Origin of the sequence: Microbacterium sp. ZKA21 (genome assembly GCF_050434165.1) — a bacterium.
Lineage (GTDB): Bacteria > Actinomycetota > Actinomycetes > Actinomycetales > Microbacteriaceae > Microbacterium.
On sequence record NZ_JBNPVV010000011.1, the window covers coordinates 1 to 18,258 of the forward strand.

Below are 18,258 nucleotides of genomic sequence, written 5' to 3' on the forward strand. Positions count from 1 at the left end.
CGGCCTCCTTGTCCCACTCGTCATACGCCCCCCGGGTGTTGGGGGGCTTTTCTGTGTTCCCCTGCACGACCTTTCCCGCCCCCCGCCCGCCGGCGGGGGGCGCCCCCCCCCGCTGGGGGGCCCGGGGCCACCGCGCCCGGCCCCCCTCTGTGAGTGTGGCGTTCAGTAGGCGCGGGACAATTGCGCTTCACACTGCTCGCGAGTGATCTCGCCCGCGTTGCACCTGGCCATGAGTGCGGCGTCTGCGTCGCGCAGTCGGTAGAACGTCATCATCACGGCGCAGATCAGAGCGCCGAGCGCGGGGATGAGCGCCACCGTGATCCAGAGTGCTGCCAGTGCGCTGTCGGGCTGTGTCACGCCCTGTGCGGCCAGGTCGGCAAACGATTCGGCTTCCACGGTGATCCATCCCCCGAGCCCCAGGATGAACAGTGCCAGCGCCGCGGCGAGCCCAGAGACGGCCTTGGTGACGAAAGAGTCGAGCGAGTAGAAGATCCCCGCGCAATCCTGTCCGGTCCGGTAGCGCGTGTATTCGATGGTGTCGGGGATGAGGAACGTGCGCAGGATGACATTGACGGTTGCGGGGATCGAGCTGATGGCCATCAGCGCGATGACCAGAAAGAGATTGCTCGGTCCGGCGAGATAGAGGGCGAGTCCGGCGAGGGCGCCGATCAGCCCGAAACCCACGATCGCATTCCGCTTGCCTACGGCGTGTGCGATGCGATCGGCGAAGAACTGCAGGATCAGCCCGGGGATGAACGCGATGAGGATCGGAATCGTCAGCACCATCGAGTTGCCGAACAGGAAGAAGGCGGCGAAGACAGAGGTCGTGAGCGACGTCAGGCTGATTCCGCCGACGATGTCGGCGGACAGGATGAGGAGCATGTATCGGTTGGTCCGGATCGCGCGCAGCATCTCTCGGATCGTGTACTTCGGCGCCGCCTCGTCAGTGACGTTCTTGAGTTGAACGTTGTGCTCGGTGACCTTGCGGCTCAGGGGAAGCATCAGCAGAAGCGCCACGATGGCCGAACCGATTGCGACCACGGCGATGGGAAGGCCCACGAACTCGCTGATCGAGAACTGCCAAAGCAGTCCGCTGACCACCGTGACGAAGATCAGGAGCACGCCCCTGATCTTGAGGAGATTGTCTCGCTCGCTGATCCTGTCGGTCAGCGTCATCACCATCGAATGCATCGGCACCTGCGAAAGGGTGCACGCGAGGTCGTAGATCAGATAGGCGACGGCAAACCAGGCCAGCTTCGCAACGTCCGGCAGACCGCCCGGCATCGCGAAGAACAGCACCACGCTCAGCGGAAGAAGGAAGAAGGTGACGCGGTACCACGGCAGATACTTCCCGGCGCCGGCGATCTTGCGCAGGAACTGCAGTTGCGTGGGGTTGATCCGGTCGATGACGTAGCCGAACAGCAGGTCGTCGAGCGCGTCGATGACCTTGACGATCAGGATCAGGGTCGCGACGGCCGCCAGGCTCACGCCCTGGAACATGAGGAACATCGTCATGAAGAAGATCACGATGCTCGCACCGGCAGTCCAGCCGACCGAGCCGAGCTGGTATCGAGTGCGTTCGCCGCGCGTCATGCGCCACGTCGCCTTCTCCTCCGCGCGGGACATCGTCGCGGTCGCGGCTGTTGATGCTACGACTGTGGTTGCGTCATTACTTGCCACGCCTGATCCTCCTTGATCGAGGAGCCCATGCTCCAATTTCTGATCGTACATAGAAATTAGGGAAAGGCGCAACGGGCAGAATCAGAGATCTTGTCGGCTGCCGGGATCGGAGAACCGGGCACACTACTCGTCGAGCGATTTCCGATCGACGTCGATCCAACTCTCGTTGCGGGTGATCTCGGCGTCTGGACCGATGAAGACCTGCTCGGCTTCGTCGTCGCCCATCAGCGTGTACCTGAACCATGCGGTCATGTAGCCGTCAGCCCACGTGAGCATGTCTCCGTGGTCGGCGCCGTCGCGCCTCGCCATCACCGCAGGCACTCCGTCGGGCACCGCATCGAAGTTCTCCCGCATCGAAGTGAGCGGCGCGATGGTCTCGGCATCGACCTCGCCGGTTCCTGCGACAGAGAAGTAGGGCACACGGACCTTCGCAGTGTCGTAGGTCCACGCCGAGAGCTCGGCATCCTTGATGAGCGCCAACGATGGCGTGCTGGCGGTGAACAGTGATGCGAAGCCGATCGGACCTGAGTCGCTGGTGGCTGCCCTGATCGCGGCGGCGCCGCCTTGAGAATGGCCCGCGATCCCGATTCGATCGATATCGACGCGCTGATAGAGCTCGCTTTGCGGGTCGTCGTTCATCTCGACCAGATAGTCGAGTGCGAGTGTCGATGATCTGCCGTTGCCTGAGTCCGGGTCATCGTTGCCGATCACAATGAATCCCCACGACGCGAGATGTTTGAAGACCGGTTCGAATCGGAAGAAGGGTGTTCCAGACCCGTTCGCCACCACGACCGCCGGGAGCGCCAGATCCGCTCGGCTGTCGGCTTCGGCCGGTAGCCAGATCTTGAAGGTCTTGAACAGCGTGTCATCGGAGCCGACGGTGACCTCGTCCACGTCCCAAGGTCCGAGGGCGGTGTATTCGGTTTCGAGCGGCATTGAGACATCCGTTTCGTCGTAGTAGGTGTCTCCTACGACCGAGCCGTTGACCACCTGATTGAAGAGCGCCCAGCCAAGCGAGACGATGATGGCTGCCGCGAAGGCGATCGAGAGCGCCTTGGTCAAGCGTCGTGGCAGCCGGCCAGGTTTCCCGATGGAGCGTCCGTTCTTGTCGGTGCGAACGCCGAGCAGGATCTGGAGCAGGTCAGCGATCGCGCCCACGCCTAGCCCGCCGAGGGACAGCGCGTAGAGCCCGCCCGTGACGAACTTGCCCTCGTAGAAGCGGTGCGCGCCGAAGATCCCCAGGAAGAGGCACAGGGCGATATCGACTGATTTGGACTTGGGTGACGCGGTCACGGGAGGGCCTCCATTGAGGTGGTGGAGCGGTCTACGCCTTGACATCGCACCCGGCAGAAACCTTGGTGCGTTCATATTTACACGGTAACGGTCGCCGTCCTCGTCGGACCTGAGGCAAGAATGAAATTATGTGTCGAGTCCGATTTTCGTGCTACGGTGGCGGCGCCCGTGCCTCATCCGGCGCGCCAGCGCCAGCGCCGCGAGGAACGCCGGAGACTGCTGGCTGTGGGAGAAAGAAAGGGAACATCATGAGCGTTGTCGAAAGACTTCCGGAAGAGTGGGGCGGCAGGTGGATCTCGCCGTTCGAAGACGCCATAGTTGCGCCGGACCGCCCGGCCTATGTCCTCGAGCGGAGATTCTCGCTCCCTGCGGAGGCGGCATCAGCGGCGCTCTTCGTGACAGCGCTTGGGGTGTATGAGGCATTCCTGAACGGCCGTCGGGTCGGCGACCACGAACTCGCGCCAGGATCCACCAGCTACGACCGCACCCTGTACGCCCAGGCATACGACGTGGCCGAGTACCTCGTTCCGGGCGAGAACCGCGTGCAAATCATTCTTTCTGACGGTTGGTATCGCGGGCGCAACGGTTCCACTCGGGATCAGAACTGCTGGGGCGATACGACTGCGGCTCTTGTCCGACTCGAAGTGGAAGGAGTCGATGGGTCGACCGCGACAGTCGTGAGCGATGAGTCGTGGACGAGCCGCATTTCAGAGATCGTCCGCGCCGATCTCATGGGCGGTCAGACGACCGATTTCTCGCGCCCCGAAAGCGCTGCCCGGGAGGTTCGGATCGGTCTGGTCACCGGGGCTCCGTCACCGACGCTCTCGCCCGCGCCGCCCGTGCGTCGTATCGAAGAGCGTCCCGTCGTATCTGTCGCGACCGTCTCGGACGACGTGTCCATCGTCGACTTCGGACAGAACCTGACCGGGTGGGTCCGCGTGACTGACCTCGGGGCGCCAGGCGATGAAACCGTCCTGGAATTCTCCGAGCATGTGGACCCGGGCAGCACCTTCACGACTGCGCACCTCGACACCAAGACGCCGCGCGGCGAGCACATCCCGTTCACGCAGGTCGATCGCGTCGTCGCAGGAGCGGATTCCACGGAGTTCGAGCCACGGCATACGGTCCACGGGTTCCGGTACGTGCGGATCTCGCACCCCGGTCGCGCGCTTCAGCCAGACAGCCTCACGGCAGTGGTCGTGCACTCCGACCTCGCTCAGACCGGCTGGTTCGAGTGCGGCGATGAACGCATCGAACGGTTGCACGAAGCGGGCCGATGGACGTTCCGCGGGAACGCCGTCGACGTGCCCACAGACTGCCCGACCCGCGAGCGGGTCGGCTGGACCGGTGACTTCCAGATCTTCGCACCGGTGGCGGCCACGCTCTTCGACATCGATGGATTCGGACGGAAGTGGCTGCAGTCCGTCCGAGATGATCAGTACGACGATGGATGTCTTGCGATGTTCTCGCCCGATCCGCTCCGGATGCGCAGCTCAGAGAACGCCGATCGCGTGGGTGGTGGATCTGCAGGCTGGGGCGACGCTGCGATCGCGGTTCCGTGGACGCTCTACCGGCAGTACGGTGATCCGTCAGTGCTGGAGGACAGCTGGGACTCGTGCGTGCGCTGGATCGAGTACGCGCTGAGCTGTGCCCGCCGGTTCCGGCACCCGTCGCGGGTGCAGCGATCCGCCACGCCCCTGGAGCATGAGGAGTACATCTGGGACGGGCCTTTCCACTTCGGGGAATGGCTGGAGCCGCGCGACCCGAACGCGCCGGATCGAGACCCCGCCGAAGCATTGCGTGCACTCTTCGCCGCAGATCAAGGGGAGGTGGGCACGGCCTACCTCTACCGATCGCTGCGACAGCTGTCGCGCATCGCCGGTGTGCTCGAGAAAGCCGACGATGAGGCGCGGTTCGCAGAAACCGCCGCTCGGGTGCTCGCCGCCTGGCGTACCGAATTCGCGCAAGGAGGTGGTCGCACGGCCATGGACACCCAGGCTGCCTACGTGCGGGCAATCGCGTTCGGCCTGCTCCCGCAGCAGGAAGTCGCTCAGGCCGCTGCCCGCCTGGTCGAGCTGATCCATGAGCGAGACGATCGTCTGGGTACTGGGTTCCTCAGCACAGGAATGCTGCTCCCCGTGCTGGCGGACGCCGGGTACGCGGAACTCGCCCATCGACTCCTCGTCCGAGATGGTGTGCCGTCGTGGCTGGAGATGCTCAATCGAGGCGGGACCACGTTCTGGGAGAACTGGGACAACGTCGACGAATCCGGGACCGTCCGAGCCGGCTCACTCAACCACTACAGCAAGGGCGCGGTCGTGGGGTATCTCTACAGCCATCTCGCGGGTCTGCGCCAGCACGAGGACTCCGCGGGGTGGCGTCGCGTCACGATCGCGCCGCACCCGACCGGAGACCTGGAGCACGCATCCGCGCGCATCCGCATACCTGCCGGGATCCTCGCAGCGAGTTGGAAGCGCGACGGAGACCTCCTCGAAGTCTCCGTCGATGTTCCACCGGGAGTGGAGGCAGAGGTGCGCCTTCCCGGTGGCGATGTCCGGTGCCTCGAGCCCGGTTCCACCACGCTTCGCGCCACCATTCAGCGCGACGACCATTCGACGAGCAAGGAGCAGCATTCGTGAACAACGAGACACACGGGTTTCCCGAAAGTTTCCTGTGGGGCGCCGCGACGTCGGCGCATCAGACCGAGGGCAACAACACCAACTCCAACTGGTGGCACCTCGAGACCTCGCCGAACTCGCCGTTCAAGGAGCGGAGCGGGCAGGCAGTGGACTCCTACCACCGCTATCGGGAGGATATGGAGCTGCTCGCCGCCGCGGGACTCGACTCCTACAGATTCAGCCTCGAGTGGGCGCGGATCGAGCCGCGACCCGGAGAGTTCGACGCCCAGGAGCTGGCGCACTATCGCGACATGATCTCCACAGCGTTCGAACTCGGGCTCACGCCCGTCGTCACGCTGCATCACTTCACCACTCCGCTGTGGTTCTCTCAGACGGGTGGCTGGAACGCGCCGGACGCCGTGGACCTGTTCGCCAGGTTCGCCGGGAAGGCAGCGGAGATCGTGGGTGATGTTCCTTGGATCTGCACGATCAACGAGCCGAACATGATCGCGTTGCTCGCCGAGATGCCGGCGAAGCTCGCGGCTGCGGAGAGCAGCGTAGCCGCCATGGACGATCGGCCGATCGCGGGTCTGGCGCTCAGCATGCCGTCCAGCGCTGTGACTGCGACGCTCACCGAAGCTCACCGACGGGCCGTCGAGGTGCTCCGTCCTCGCACGGACGCGCGGCTGGGATGGACGGTATCCGGCCAGGGCTTCGAAGCTCAGCCTGGCAGCGAGAAGGTCATGGCGGAGGTCAAGTGGGCCTGGGAGGATCGTTACCTCGAGGTGTCGCGTGAAGATGATTTCGTGGGCGTCCAGTCCTACACGACCCGAGTCATCGGCCCGAACGGACTGCTTCCATATTCTCCGGCTGAGCGGCAGACGATGACCGGCTGGCCCTTCCGACCGGACGCCGTCGGGCGTGCACTTCGCAACGCCTGGCACGTCACGGGCGGTACGCCTCTGCTCGTGACAGAGAACGGTGTCGCCACTGCGGACGACACGCAGCGCATCGACTACATGTCCGGAGCCTTGGACGAGGTCCGCTCCGGGATCGCCGATGGCATCGATGTTCGCGGGTATCTGTATTGGAGCGCGCTGGACAACTACGAGTGGGGCGAGTGGGGCCCGACCTTCGGGCTCATCGCCGTCGACCGGGAGACATTCGTGCGTGCGCCGCGCCCCAGCCTCGCCTGGCTCGGAGACATGGCCAGATCGCACCGCATGGTCTCGCGCTGAGAGAACGAGAGAGCAGAAGAACATGGCCAGACCAGATGAATCCGACCTGCGCGCACGTGCCGTGCAGGAAGCCGTGATGGTGAAGCTGGGGCGCAATCGTCCCGCGAACTCCTTCACCCCGGCGAGGGAACGCGCTTCCCAAGTCGGCGAGGACGGCGTGCTCTACATCAACGATGTCCCCTACGGAACGGAGTATCCGAACAGCTTCCTGGACGTCTGGTACCCGGACACGAATCTCGAGCAACCACGCCCAGTGCTGATCTACTTTCACGGTGGCGGGTTCCTGTTCGGAGACAAGATCGCCGGTGACCCCCTGGCTGACGAGACGCAGGTCGGGGTGAAGTCCCTCATCAAGCCGTTCCTCGACGACGGCTTCTGCGTCGTCTGCCCCGAGTACGCGTTTGCTCCGGACCACCGCTATCCGACGCAGGTCAAGCAGGTCGATCATGTGATCGCCTTCCTGCAGAGCCACCGTGACGAGTTCGCGGTGGACACCGACCGGATCGTGATCATGGGCGGCAGCGCGGGGGCGAACCTCACAGAAATCTACGGACTCGTCGTTTCCGACGAACGCTACGCTCAACGGCTCGGCATCGAGCCGTCAGTGCGAGCTGGACAGGTGCGCGGCCTCATCATCGACGAAGCCGCGCTGGGGCTCGGCGACCTGGCTGACGAGAACATGAGGACGCTGTCCGAGACCTGGCTGGGGGACACCGACCTCGAAGGTAGCGAGCAGGCCGAGCAGACCGACGTTCCCGGGAATATCGCCGGGTCCTACCCTCCGGTGTTCATCAACGCGAGCAACGTCGAGCCCTTCTTCCGACAGTCAGCCGAGGCACTGCGCGACGTTCTCGATCGTGACGGCCTCCCATACGAGTACTTCTATCGCGATCAGTCGGTGGATTCGCTCGAGCACGGGTACGTGAACCGTCATCGGACCAATGCGGTCGCCAAGGAGTGTCTTGAGCAGATGCGAGAGTTCGCCCGCAGAGTCATCCGCTGACCCGGAGTCGTGTGAGTAGTGTCCGAGGCGGCGGTGTGGGCGATCAGCCCACCGCCGCCTGAACGCTTCAGTCGGGCTGCTCGGCTGAAGCCACGGCGGGAACTTCATCGATCTCAGTCTCGACGCAGTGCGCAAGACGATCGAAGCCCATGTGATCGAGGCGCTCACATGGACGAAGCAGATCCATCGCGCGTGGCAGGGGCGCGTCAGCATCGCGTCCGTGGCGTCGTGCTGGCCTGCGTCGACGATCGGCTCCTACGGCGCGAGCAAAGTGGTGCTAATCCAGCTCACGGAGCGCCTGGCCCTCGAGCTCGGTCCGAGAGCTCGGGTCAACGCGGTGGCGCCTGCGGTCGTCAAGACCAGACTTGCCGCCACTATGTACGAAGGTCGGGAGGGTGAGGAGGCCGAGAAATACTCTCTGAAGCACGTCGCCAGACAACTTCATCGAGAATGCTGCCGCGCCAGCGGGCGCCATAAGCTCTTCGCGCCCGATATCCCAGCATCGCAAAGTGTCCGGAAAGTGTCCGGAGTGTCCCGAGCGCCTCGATTCTGGAGTGCGTTGGGCATGATTGAGTGTCTGACGATCCTGTCATTGCATTGCTCGGACGCGCGGAATCTCGCGAATCCGACGTGCTCTCCGATGAAGTGGGCGGCGGAGCTCGCGCACTCGGTTAGACGATGCACCACCCTGCTAAGGTGGAGTCCTCGCAAGGGGACCGAGGGTTCAAATCCCTCCGTCTCCGCCATTTTTTCCCTGGTCAGCGCACTGAGCGACCGGCCCTCACCGCCCGAGGAAGTCCGGCGTGCGCTTCTGTTGGAACGCCGCGAATCCCTCGCGGTAGTCATCGGTGTCGCACAGCGCAGCCTGGGCGGCATTCTCGAGGTCGACGGACGCCCACAGCGCGAGGCGCTCGTCGCGGATCCGAGCGATGAGTCGCTTGCTCGCCAGGAACGCCGCCGTGGCTCCGCGAGCGGCGGTGACCGCGGCATCCTGCGTCGCCGTGACGACCTCGTCGTCGGGGAAGACGCGCGAGAAGAGTCCGGAGGCGACGGCCTCCGCGCCGCTCATCAGGCGACCGGTGTAGATCAGATCCAGCGTCCGGTGGGCACCGAGGCGGTCGAGGAACAGCGCATGCCCACCAGAGTCGAGCGTTGCGCCGAGCGCTCCGAAGGGGGACCCGATCTTCGCCGACTCGGCGACGTAGACGACGTCGGTCGCGATCAGGAGGCCGAGTCCGACGCCGAGGCACGCCCCGTGGGCGACTGCGAACGTCGGCGCGGGGAACCGCGACATCCGCTGCAGCAACGGGGTGACCAGGCCGCCGAGGTAGCCGAGCACATCGTCGTTCCGAGGGTCGACGCCGGAGATGTCGCGACCGGCGCAGAACGCGCGTCCCTCCCCTCGGAGCACCAGCGCCCGCACGCCGGCGGCTTCCGCGGCGGCGTACGCGGCATCCAGCTCGGCCAGGGCCTGCTCGTCGAGGGCGTTCAGCTTCGACGGCGCGTTCAACACGATCGTGGCGACGTCGTCGGCGACGGTGAAGTCGATCATCAGAGGCCTCCGGTTCAGACGTCGTAGTCCACGACCACGCGGTCGCTGGTCGGATGGGACTGGCAGGTGAGCACGAATCCGCGCTCGAGCTCGTCGGGTTCCAGGGCGTAGTTCTCGGTCATCGTGACGCTGCCCTCCAGGACGCGTGCGCGGCAGGTGCCGCAGACACCGCCCGCGCACGCGAACGGGGCATCGGGTCGCACGCGCAGCGCCGCGTTGAGCACCGACTCGTGCGCGTCGACCGGACTCTCCACGGTCGAGGAGACGCCGTCGAGCGTGACCTCGATCCGCACCGTCTTCTCGCCGGCCCGCATCTGCACCGGCCGCGCTGCGCGGGCCGGTTCATCGCCGGTCGTGAAGAGCTCGAAGCGGATGTGCGAACGGTCGACGCCGACATCCGCCAGCACCTCGCGGCAGAGGTCGACCAGGGCGAGCGGTCCGCACAGGAACCATTCGTCGACCGTCGACGGCGGGATGAGCGTGCCGAGGATCGTACGCAGCTTCGCCTCGTCGATGCGTCCCGAGAGCACCGGGGCTGCGCGCTGCTCGCGGGAGAGCACATGGTGCAGCACGAGTCGGGTGGGGTAGCGGTCCTTGAGGTCGGCGAGGTCCTCCAGGAACATCACGTCGAGCGTGGCGCGGTTCGTGTAGAGCAGCGTGAACCGCGACGTGTCGGACCGGGTGAGCACCGTGTGGGCGAGTGCCATCAGCGGCGTGATGCCGGAGCCGGCGGCGATGCCGACCACCTGTCGGTCGTCCAGGTCGGCGAGGTGCGAGGTGAACGTCCCCTGCGGACTCATCACGTCGATCTCGAACCCGGCATGGAGTCCGGTCTGCGCCCACGTCGAGAACAGTCCGCCCTCGTCGCGCTTCACAGCGACGCTCAGTCGGGTGTCCTGTCCGTCGTCGCGGTGCTCGGGCGCGCGGCAGAGCGAGTAGGAGCGCCGCACCTCGACGCCGTCGAGTGTGGTGCGCAGGGCGACGTACTGGCCGGGAAGGTGGTCGTACTCGTCGGCGAGCGCCGCCGGGACCGTGAACGTCACCTCGACCGAGTCATCGGTGAGCGGGCGCACGTCCTCGACGGTGAGCGTGTGGAAGCGGGCGCGCTTGCGAGGCGCGTTCGCGCGCAGCGCCGTCGCACGCAGGACGGATGCCGGAGCGGAGGAGAAGAGCGACACGTCAGTGCACCTTGAAATGGTCGAAGGGCTCGAGACAGGCGCGGCATTCGAACAGCGCCTTGCACGAGGTCGAGCCGAAGTGGGAGACCTCGCGGGTGTCGAGGGATCCGCACCGCGGACAGCGCACGCTCAACGACAGACGGAGGGGGCCGGTCGACACGGCGGCGCGTCCGGAGGGAGGAGCGATGCCGTACTCGGCGAGCTTGGTCCTGCCGGCATCCGTCATCCAGTCCGTCGTCCAGGCAGGGGAGAGGACGAGGCGCACGTCGACCTCGTCGTAGCCGGCCGCGGTGAGGGCGAGGATCACGTCGTCGCGGATCGCGTCCATCGCGGGGCACCCGCTATACGTCGGCGTGATCTCGACCCGCACGCGCTCGCCGTCGACGGCGAGCGCGCGGAGCACGCCGAGGTCCTCGATCGTGAGCACGGGCACCTCGGGATCCGGCACGGCCGCCACGACGCGCCAGGCCTCCTGCGTCGGAGTGAGCGTCACCATGTCGCCCCCGGGTGCCGCCGTGCGAGCACCTGCATCTCGGCGAGAATGTGCCCGAGAGGTGTCGCATGCACTCCCTGCCGTCCCCCGGCCGACGACGAAACGACCGCGGGGACCGACAGCCCCGCCTCGGCGAAGACCGTGTCGACCACACCGTCGAATCCGGCGCGGAGACTCGACGGGCGCACGGCCGCCTGTCCGAGCCGATCGATCAGGTCGTCGTCGCGGAACAGCTCGTCGACGTATGGCCAGACGTCTCCGGTCGCCCGGATGATCCGCGTGCGGGACTCCTCGGTACCGCCGGCGAGGCGCAGCATCCACTGCACCGCGTGGTCGCGGTGGTAGTCGACCTCCTTGAGCGACTTCTCGGCGATCGCGGCGAATGTCTCGTCGCTGCTTCCGCGCAGCGCGGAGTACAGCTCGAACATGTAGGTGGCGACGACGAACTGACGGGCGATGGTCTGGGCGAAGTCGCCGTTGGGCTGCTGCACGATCCAGGCGCAGCGGAACTCGGGCTCGTCGCGGAAGAAGGCGAGGTCGTCCTCGCTGCGACCGTCGAACGACCCGGCGTAGTGCAGGAACGAGCGCGCGTGGCCGAGCAGATCGAGGGCGATGTTGCCGAGCGCCACGTCCTCCTCCAGCTCAGGGGCGTTGGCGATCCACGCGCCGAGCTGCTGCGCCAGAATGAGCGCGTCGTCGCCCAGGCGCAGCGCATACTCCGCGATGTCGGCCGATGCCGCGGTCGCGCCGGTGCCGGAGAGCTCCTGTGCGAGGCGGAGCTGGTCGACCGAGACGTTCCCGTGGATGTCGATGTCCTCGTGTGCAGTGTTCACAGGTGCGGCACCCCCTCGGATGCCGTGTAGTACACGGCATGTCGATAGTTCTTGCCGGCGGGGCTCTCGAAGTACGCGCCCTTGGCGTCCGGGTCGCTCGTCGTGATCGCCTCGGCAGGGGCGACCCAGATCGAGACGCCTTCACCGCGGCGGGTGTAGAGATCGCGCGCGTTGCGGATGGCCATCTCCGCATCGGGTGCGTGCAGCGATCCGACGTGCACGTGGCTCAGTCCCCGATTCGCGCGGACGAACACCTCCCACAGCGGCCAGGGTTCGTGTTCGCCTGCTCCCGGGGTCGCCATCACGCCACCGGTTCGACGGGCTCAGGGGCCGAGGGTGAGCGAAGCGCCTGCTTGCGCGCGTACTCGGCCGCGGCCTCTCGAACCCATGCGCCCTCTTCGTGCGCCGTGCGGCGGCGTTCGAGTCGCTCGGCGTTGCATGGGCCGTTGCCGCGAACCACCTCGAAGAACTCGTCCCAGTCGATCTCGCCGATCACGTACTGCCCGGTCTCCTCATCGAGGCGCAGGTCCGGGTCGGGCAGCGTGACGCCCAGGATCTCGGCCTGGGGCACGAGCATTCCGACGAAGCGCTGGCGCAGGTCGTCGTTCGAGAACCGCTTGATCTTCCACTTCATCGACTGCGCCGAGTTCGGAGACTGGTCGTCGGGCGGTCCGAACATCGCCAGGCTCGGCCAGTACCAGCGGTTCACGGCATCCTGCGCCATCTCGCGCTGCTCCTCGCTGCCCTGCATCAGGGACAGCAGAATCTCGAAACCCTGGCGCTGGTGGAACGACTCCTCCTTGCACACCCGCACCATGGCGCGTCCGTAAGGGCCGTACGACGCCCGGCACAGCGGGACCTGGTTCACGATCGCCGCACCGTCGACCAGCCAGCCGATCGCCCCCATGTCCGCCCAGGTGGGCGTGGGGTAGTTGAAGATCGACGAGTACTTGGCCCTGCCGCTGATGAGCTGATCCATCATCTCGTCGCGGGTGATGCCGAGGGTCTGCGCCGCCGAGTAGAGGTAGAGGCCGTGCCCCGCCTCGTCCTGGACCTTGGCCATCAGGATCGCCTTGCGCTTCAGGCTCGGCGCGCGCGTGATCCAGTTGCCCTCGGGCTGCATGCCGATGATCTCGGAGTGCGCGTGCTGGGAGATCTGACGGATCAGCGTCCTGCGGTAGGCGTCCGGCATCCAGTCGCGGGGCTCGATGCGCTGCTCGTTCGCGATGAGCTCATCGAACAGGCGTTCCTCGTCGGAGATGCCGCCCACCAGGGACAGGTCTGCGGGGCCGGTCATCGTCGCCTCCTCGGCACCAGGTCATCTTTACTGACCGATCGTTAGGTAATTGTGTCAGGTTGTGCGACCCGTTTCAAGACGGGCGCCGGGGTGCGGCGGGGGCTCCGTGCTCGCTGCTTCCTTCGAGACCAGAGTGAGGACGTCGTAGGTCGCGACGATCTCGTCCTTCTGATTGCGGATCACCGCGTCCCAGCGCACTTCGCCGTACTCGTCGGTCTCGCGCGGCGTGATCTGCTTCGCGGTGAGTTCGACCCGGATGCTGTCGCCCGGCGACACCGGCGTGACGAAACGCAGATTCTCCAGGCCGTAGTTCGCCAGCACGGGACCGGGTTCGGGATCGACGAACAGGCCGGCGGCCCACGAGACGAGCAGGTAGCCGTGCGCGACCCTGCCGGGGAAGAACGGGTTCGCCGCGGCGGCCTTCTCGTCCATGTGGGCGTAGAAGGTGTCGCCGGTGAAGTGCGCGAACGTCTCGATGTCGTCGAGGGCGACCTCACGGGACGCCGACACGATCTGATCGCCGATCCGCAACTCGTCGAGGGACTTGCGGAACGGATGCCGTCCGCCGCTGGTCGCGGCAGCCCCGGTGTGCCATACGCCGGTGAGGGCCGTGAGCATCTCGGGCGAACCCTGCACGGCGGTGCGCTGCATGTGGTGCAGGACGGCGCGGATGCCGCCGAGCTCCTCGCCCCCGCCGGCCCGGCCAGGGCCGCCGTGCACGAGGTTCGGCAGCGGCGAGCCGTGGCCGGTCGATGAACGGGCATCGTCGCGGTCGAGCAGCAGCATCCGGCCGTTGAAGGGAGCGATGCGGGTCGCGAGTTCCACAGCCTGCACCGGGTCGTGCGTGGCGAGGCTGGTGACGAGAGAGCCGCCGCCGCGGGCGACGAGGGCCGCGGCCTCCGCGGTCGTGTCGTAGGTCAGCAGGGACGAGACGGGGCCGAAGGCCTCGACGTCGTGCACGGCATCCGCCTGCGCGTCCGCGAACCGCAGCAGTATCGGCGAGACGAAAGCACCATCGGGCGCGGCACCCGTCGTTCCGTCGGCGTGGAGCACCTCGGGGGCGTCCGTCGTTCCGACGACGACCTCGCCGCCGGCATCCTGCAGCCTCCGCACCTGGCGGAGCACCTCGTCGCGCTGCGCGGTCGAAGCGAGCGGACCCATCGTCACACCCTCGGCACGTGGGTCGCCCAGCACCGTCTTCTCGGCGATGCGCGCCCGCACCGCGGCGATCACGGCATCGGCGGTGGCGGTCGGGACGATCGCGCGACGGATCGCCGTGCACTTCTGGCCGGCCTTGGACGTCATCTCGGTGACGAGCTGGCGCACGTAGGCGTCGAACTCCGGTGTGCCCTCGACCGCGTCGGTGCCCAGCACCGAGGCGTTGATCGAATCGGTCTCGGCCGTGAACCGGACCCCGCCCGTCTGCACCGCAGGGTGGGCCTTCAACGACTCGGCGGTCGATGCGCTGCCGGTGAACCCCACGATGTCGCCGAGGCGCAGGTTCTCGAAGAGGTCGGGCACACTGCCGCTGATCAACTGCAGCGTGCCGGCGGGAAGAAGTCCGGATTCCACGAGGATCCGCACCATCGCCTCCGCGAGGTAGCCGGTCGGGGTCGCCGGCTTCACGACCGTCGGCATGCCGGCGAGAAACGCGGGAGCGAACTTCTCCAGCGAGCCCCACACCGGGAAGTTGAAGGCGTTGATCTGCACCGCCACGCCGGGGAGTGTCGTGTAGACGTGGCGGCCGAGGAACGAGCCGTCCTTCGAAAGCGGTTCGACGGGGCCGTCGACGTGCACTCTGCTGTTCGGCAGCTCGCGGCGACCCTTGCCCGAGTAGGAGAACAGCACGCCGATGCCGCCGTCGATGTCGACCCAGGAGTCGGACTTCGTGGCGCCCGTGCGCGCCGAGAGGGCGTACAGCTCCTCTTTGCGTTCGGTGAGCGCGAGCGCGAACTGCTTGAGCAGCACGGCGCGCTGGTGGAAGGTGAGAGCGGCGAGGCTCGCCTGGCCGGTCTTCCGCGCGAACTCGAGCGCGCCGGCCAGATCGAGACCGTCGGTCGACACGCGCGCGACGACTTCTCCGGTGGACGCGTCTCGGACCTCGGTCGTGCCCGCAGGCGCGCTCAGGGACCCAGCGGGCGTGGAAGGCGTCCACCATCCGTCCTGGACGTAGCTCGGCAGGTAGTCGGTCATCTCTCCTCGTTCCAGACATAGAAGCCGCAGCCGGTCTTGCGGCCCAGCTTTCCCTCGGCGACCAGACGGCGCAGGAGCGCCGGCGGTTCGAATCGCTGCCCCAGTTCGCGGGTCAGCTCCTCGGCGATCCCCAGCCGCACGTCCAGACCGACGACGTCGGTGGTGCGCAGCGGGCCCATCGGATGCCGGTAGCCGAGCGTCATCGCGGCATCGATGTCGGACGCCGACGCGACGCCCTCCTCGAGCATCCGGATCGCCTCGAGCCCGAGCATGACGCCCAGTCGCGAGGAGGCGAAGCCGGGGGAGTCGCGCACGACGATCGGCGTCTTGCCGAGGGACATGACCCAGCTGCGGGCCGCGTCGGCCACGTCCGCGCCGGTGGCCGCTCCGTGCACGATCTCGACCAGGGCCGATGCCGGCACTGGATTGAAGAAATGCAGACCGAGAAAGCGCTCGGGGCGCAGGCGTGCGGTGGCCAGGTCATCGATCGAGATCGACGAGGTGTTGCTCGCGAGCGTCGCGTGCGGAGGCATTGCGGCCTCGGCATCGGTCAGGGCCTGCTCCTTGAGATCGCGATCCTCTGGGACCGCCTCGATCACGAGATCGCGGTCGCCGAACGCCGCGATGTCCGTGCCGGTGCTCAGGCGCGCACGGAGCGCGGCCTCGTCGAGGGACATGTCGCGCTCGACGGAGCGGCGGATGCTGTCGCCGACGCGTTCCGCCGCGGCATCCGCGCTGTCGTCGTCGCGCTCGATGACGATCACGTGCGAACCGGCGAGCAGGAAGGCGTGGGCGATGCCGGCGCCCATGCGCCCACCGCCGAGCACTCCCACGCGGTCAGGGGCGGTGCCGGTCATCGTCCCCTCCTCTCCAGGAACTCGGTCATCCTGCGGTGCTTCTCGGGGGATTCGAACAGCTCGGCCTGCAGCTCCCGTTCGATCTCCGGATGCTGCGCTCGCAGGGTCCGGAGGGCGAGCTTGGTGTGCCGCGTGGCGAGCGGGTCGTTCGCGGAGATGCGATCGGCGATCGCGTGCGCGGCGCTGAGGAGATCTTCTGCGGGATGCACTGCGGAGATCAGTCCCCAGCGCAGGGCCTCCGCGGCATCCAGCGCGCGTCCGGTGAGGAGCATCTCGCTCGCCCGCGCCTCTCCGATGATCTCGGGGAGCCGCCAGGTCGCGCCCGCTGCGGCGATGATGCCCAGCCCGGTCTCGGGATTTCCGATCCTCAGGGAGGGCGTGGCGACACGGATGTCGGCCGCGTAGGCGAGCTCGGCGCCGCCGCCGAGCGCGTAGCCGTCGATCGCCGCGACAACAGGCATCGGCAGCTCTCGGATGCGGATGAAGGCCGTCGCGTTGATCGCTTCTCGCGCGTCTGCGGCGGTGCGGTCGCGCAGCTGCGCGATGTCGGCGCCGGCGGCGAAGTCGCCCCCTGAGCCGGTCAGGATCAGAATGCGCGGGTCGGCCTCGAGCGACGCGCAGAGCGCGTGCAGCGCGTCGATCATGTCCTGATCGATCGCGTTGCGCTTCTCCGGGCGGTCAAGGATCGCGATGACGCGGTCGGCGCGTTCCTCGATGCGCAGGGTCATAAGACGCGCTCCACGATCATGGCCGTGCCCTGGCCGACTCCGACGCACATGGTGGCCAGGCCGCGCCGGGCGTTCTCGCGCTCGATCCGTCCGAGGAGCGTGACGACGATGCGGCATCCGCTCGATCCCAGCGGGTGGCCGAGGGCGATCGCGCCGCCGTCGCGGTTCACGATCTCGGAATCCAGGCCGAGTCGGCGGATCGAGGCGAGCGACTGCGTGGCGAAAGCCTCATTGAGCTCCACCGCGCCGATGTCGGCAATGCCGAGTCCGGCGCGCTGCAGGGCCTTCTCCGTGGCGGGCACGGGACCGAGGCCCATGATCTCGGGGGCGAGGGCGGCGGAGGTCGCTGTGACGATGCGGGCGCGGGGCACCAGTCCATAGCGGCGCACGGCCTCGGCGCTCGCGACGACGATCGCGGACGCGCCGTCGTTGAGGGAACTGGAGTTGCCGGCGGTGACGACGGAGCCACCGGCGACGACGGGCCGGAGCGCGGCGAGCGCCTCCAGGCTCGTGTCGCGTCGGGGCCCCTCGTCGACGGCGACCTCGCCGGTGCGGGTCGGCACGGCGACGATCTCGGCGGCGAATCGCCCGGCGTCGATCGCGTCGATCGCGCGCTGCTGGCTGCGCAGGGCGAAGGCGTCAGCATCCTCCCGGCTGATGCCGTCGCGCCGGGCGACCTCCTCCGCGGTCTCCGGCATCGAGAACGTGGCCTTGTCACGGGCGGCGAGGCGCGGATTCGCGAAGCGCCAGCCGATCGACGTGTCGAAGGCATCGCCGGGTTTCCCCCACGCCCGCTCTGGCTTGGCCTGCACCCAGGGGGCGCGGGTCATCGACTCGACGCCGCCGGCGACCATGACGTCCGCGTCGCCCGCGCGGATCGCCTGCGCGGCCATCGCGATCGCGGACATGCCGGAGGCGCACAGCCGGTTGACGGTGATGCCGGGGACGTCGTCGGGGAGCCCCGCGAGCAGGACGGCCATCCGGGCGACGTTGCGGTTGTCCTCGCCGGCCTGGTTCGCCGCCCCGAGGATGACCTCGTCGATCGCCTCGTCGGGGACGCCCGCCCTGGTCACGGCATTGCGCACGACGAGGGCGGCGAGATCGTCGGGGCGCACGCTCGCGAGCGCCCCGCCGTAGCGTCCGATCGGGGTGCGCGCACCCCCGATGAGGAACACCTCAGTCATCTTCGCCTCCGGGGACGGGAGCGTCGACCGGCCGGACCGAGCCGCCTCGCTCTTTACCTAATGATCGGTCAGTAAATCATATCTGCGGGATGAGTGCCCGCGTGGCTCGAA

General features: G+C 67.3%; 15 protein-coding genes, 1 tRNA gene and 1 pseudogene. 5 read left to right on the top strand and 12 right to left on the bottom strand.

Annotated features, from left to right (window positions below):
• Positions 1–162 precede the first annotated feature (162 nt).
• Positions 163–1,680, bottom strand: coding sequence for an MFS transporter (locus M2317_RS17985; RefSeq protein ID WP_429462594.1), 1,518 nt, complete (start codon positions 1,678–1,680; stop codon positions 163–165).
• Positions 1,681–1,803: 123 nt separating this feature from the next.
• Complete coding sequence (locus M2317_RS17990) at positions 1,804–2,973, bottom strand: NINE protein (protein WP_429462596.1); 1,170 nt, start codon at positions 2,971–2,973, stop codon at positions 1,804–1,806.
• A gap of 248 nt (positions 2,974–3,221) precedes the next feature.
• Here M2317_RS17990 and M2317_RS17995 point away from each other — a divergent pair, with 248 nt between their 5' ends.
• The 5 genes and pseudogenes from M2317_RS17995 to M2317_RS18015 all read left to right on the top strand — a co-directional run bounded on the left by M2317_RS17995 (position 3,222) and on the right by M2317_RS18015 (position 8,578).
• Positions 3,222–5,612: a family 78 glycoside hydrolase catalytic domain gene (locus M2317_RS17995; protein WP_429462598.1), complete on the top strand. Its 2,391-nt coding sequence runs from the start codon at positions 3,222–3,224 to the stop codon at positions 5,610–5,612.
• Positions 5,609–6,829 carry a glycoside hydrolase family 1 protein gene (locus tag M2317_RS18000; RefSeq protein WP_429462600.1) on the top strand — a complete coding sequence of 407 codons (1,221 nt, stop codon included), beginning with the start codon at positions 5,609–5,611 and terminating at the stop codon, positions 6,827–6,829. Before M2317_RS17995 ends, M2317_RS18000 begins: the two co-directional genes overlap by 4 nt.
• A 22-nt stretch (positions 6,830–6,851) precedes the next feature.
• Positions 6,852–7,832: an alpha/beta hydrolase gene (locus M2317_RS18005; RefSeq protein WP_429462602.1), complete on the top strand. Its 981-nt coding sequence runs from the start codon at positions 6,852–6,854 to the stop codon at positions 7,830–7,832.
• Between the two features lie 106 nt (positions 7,833–7,938).
• Positions 7,939–8,223: pseudogene (locus M2317_RS18010) on the top strand (SDR family NAD(P)-dependent oxidoreductase); the annotation flags it as partial.
• 260 nt (positions 8,224–8,483) lie between these two features.
• A tRNA-Ser gene (locus tag M2317_RS18015) sits at positions 8,484–8,578 on the top strand.
• 35 nt (positions 8,579–8,613) lie between these two features.
• Here the strand turns inward: M2317_RS18015 and M2317_RS18020 are convergent.
• From M2317_RS18020 to M2317_RS18065, 10 genes are read right to left on the bottom strand one after another with little or no spacing between them, the layout of a single operon-like run.
• Positions 8,614–9,384, bottom strand: coding sequence for an enoyl-CoA hydratase/isomerase family protein (locus M2317_RS18020; protein ID WP_429462604.1), 771 nt, complete (start codon positions 9,382–9,384; stop codon positions 8,614–8,616).
• Positions 9,385–9,398: 14 nt separating this feature from the next.
• On the bottom strand, positions 9,399–10,562 hold the full coding sequence (gene paaE, locus M2317_RS18025; protein WP_429462606.1) for a 1,2-phenylacetyl-CoA epoxidase subunit PaaE: 1,164 nt from the start codon (positions 10,560–10,562) through the stop codon (positions 9,399–9,401).
• Between the two features lies 1 nt (position 10,563).
• Positions 10,564–11,058 carry a 1,2-phenylacetyl-CoA epoxidase subunit PaaD gene (gene paaD, locus M2317_RS18030; RefSeq protein WP_429462608.1) on the bottom strand — a complete coding sequence of 165 codons (495 nt, stop codon included), beginning with the start codon at positions 11,056–11,058 and terminating at the stop codon, positions 10,564–10,566.
• Entirely contained in the window at positions 11,052–11,888 is an 837-nt protein-coding gene (paaC, locus tag M2317_RS18035; RefSeq protein ID WP_429462610.1) for a 1,2-phenylacetyl-CoA epoxidase subunit PaaC, read from the bottom strand. Before paaC ends, paaD begins: the two co-directional genes overlap by 7 nt.
• Entirely contained in the window at positions 11,885–12,190 is a 306-nt protein-coding gene (gene paaB, locus M2317_RS18040) for a 1,2-phenylacetyl-CoA epoxidase subunit PaaB (protein ID WP_429462612.1), read from the bottom strand. Before paaB ends, paaC begins: the two co-directional genes overlap by 4 nt.
• Entirely contained in the window at positions 12,190–13,185 is a 996-nt protein-coding gene (gene paaA, locus M2317_RS18045) for a 1,2-phenylacetyl-CoA epoxidase subunit PaaA (RefSeq protein WP_429462614.1), read from the bottom strand. Before paaA ends, paaB begins: the two co-directional genes overlap by 1 nt.
• 54 nt (positions 13,186–13,239) lie before the next feature.
• Positions 13,240–15,378, bottom strand: a complete 2,139-nt coding sequence (paaZ, locus tag M2317_RS18050) for a phenylacetic acid degradation bifunctional protein PaaZ (RefSeq protein WP_429462616.1) — start codon at positions 15,376–15,378, stop codon at positions 13,240–13,242.
• Positions 15,375–16,235, bottom strand: coding sequence for a 3-hydroxyacyl-CoA dehydrogenase family protein (locus tag M2317_RS18055; protein ID WP_429462618.1), 861 nt, complete (start codon positions 16,233–16,235; stop codon positions 15,375–15,377). Before M2317_RS18055 ends, paaZ begins: the two co-directional genes overlap by 4 nt.
• Entirely contained in the window at positions 16,232–16,963 is a 732-nt protein-coding gene (locus M2317_RS18060) for an enoyl-CoA hydratase/isomerase family protein (RefSeq protein WP_429462619.1), read from the bottom strand. Before M2317_RS18060 ends, M2317_RS18055 begins: the two co-directional genes overlap by 4 nt.
• Positions 16,960–18,147: a thiolase family protein gene (locus M2317_RS18065; RefSeq protein WP_429462621.1), complete on the bottom strand. Its 1,188-nt coding sequence runs from the start codon at positions 18,145–18,147 to the stop codon at positions 16,960–16,962. The genes M2317_RS18060 and M2317_RS18065 overlap by 4 nt, the downstream gene beginning before the upstream one ends.
• Positions 18,148–18,258: the final 111 nt, after the last annotated feature.

Excerpts from the sequence above, each read along its gene's own strand:
- M2317_RS17995 (WP_429462598.1), top strand. The coding sequence starts at position 3,222 with ATGAGCGTTGTCGAAAGACTTCCGGAAGAGTGGGGCGGCAGGTGGATC.
- M2317_RS18005 (WP_429462602.1), top strand. The coding sequence starts at position 6,852 with ATGGCCAGACCAGATGAATCCGACCTGCGCGCACGTGCCGTGCAGGAA.
- M2317_RS18020 (WP_429462604.1), bottom strand. The coding sequence starts at position 9,384 with ATGATCGACTTCACCGTCGCCGACGACGTCGCCACGATCGTGTTGAAC.
- paaD (WP_429462608.1), bottom strand. The coding sequence starts at position 11,058 with ATGGTGACGCTCACTCCGACGCAGGAGGCCTGGCGCGTCGTGGCGGCC.
- paaB (WP_429462612.1), bottom strand. The coding sequence starts at position 12,190 with ATGGCGACCCCGGGAGCAGGCGAACACGAACCCTGGCCGCTGTGGGAG.
- paaA (WP_429462614.1), bottom strand. The coding sequence starts at position 13,185 with ATGACCGGCCCCGCAGACCTGTCCCTGGTGGGCGGCATCTCCGACGAG.
- paaZ (WP_429462616.1), bottom strand. The coding sequence starts at position 15,378 with ATGACCGACTACCTGCCGAGCTACGTCCAGGACGGATGGTGGACGCCT.
- M2317_RS18055 (WP_429462618.1), bottom strand. The coding sequence starts at position 16,235 with ATGACCGGCACCGCCCCTGACCGCGTGGGAGTGCTCGGCGGTGGGCGC.
- M2317_RS18060 (WP_429462619.1), bottom strand. The coding sequence starts at position 16,963 with ATGACCCTGCGCATCGAGGAACGCGCCGACCGCGTCATCGCGATCCTT.
- M2317_RS18065 (WP_429462621.1), bottom strand. The coding sequence starts at position 18,147 with ATGACTGAGGTGTTCCTCATCGGGGGTGCGCGCACCCCGATCGGACGC.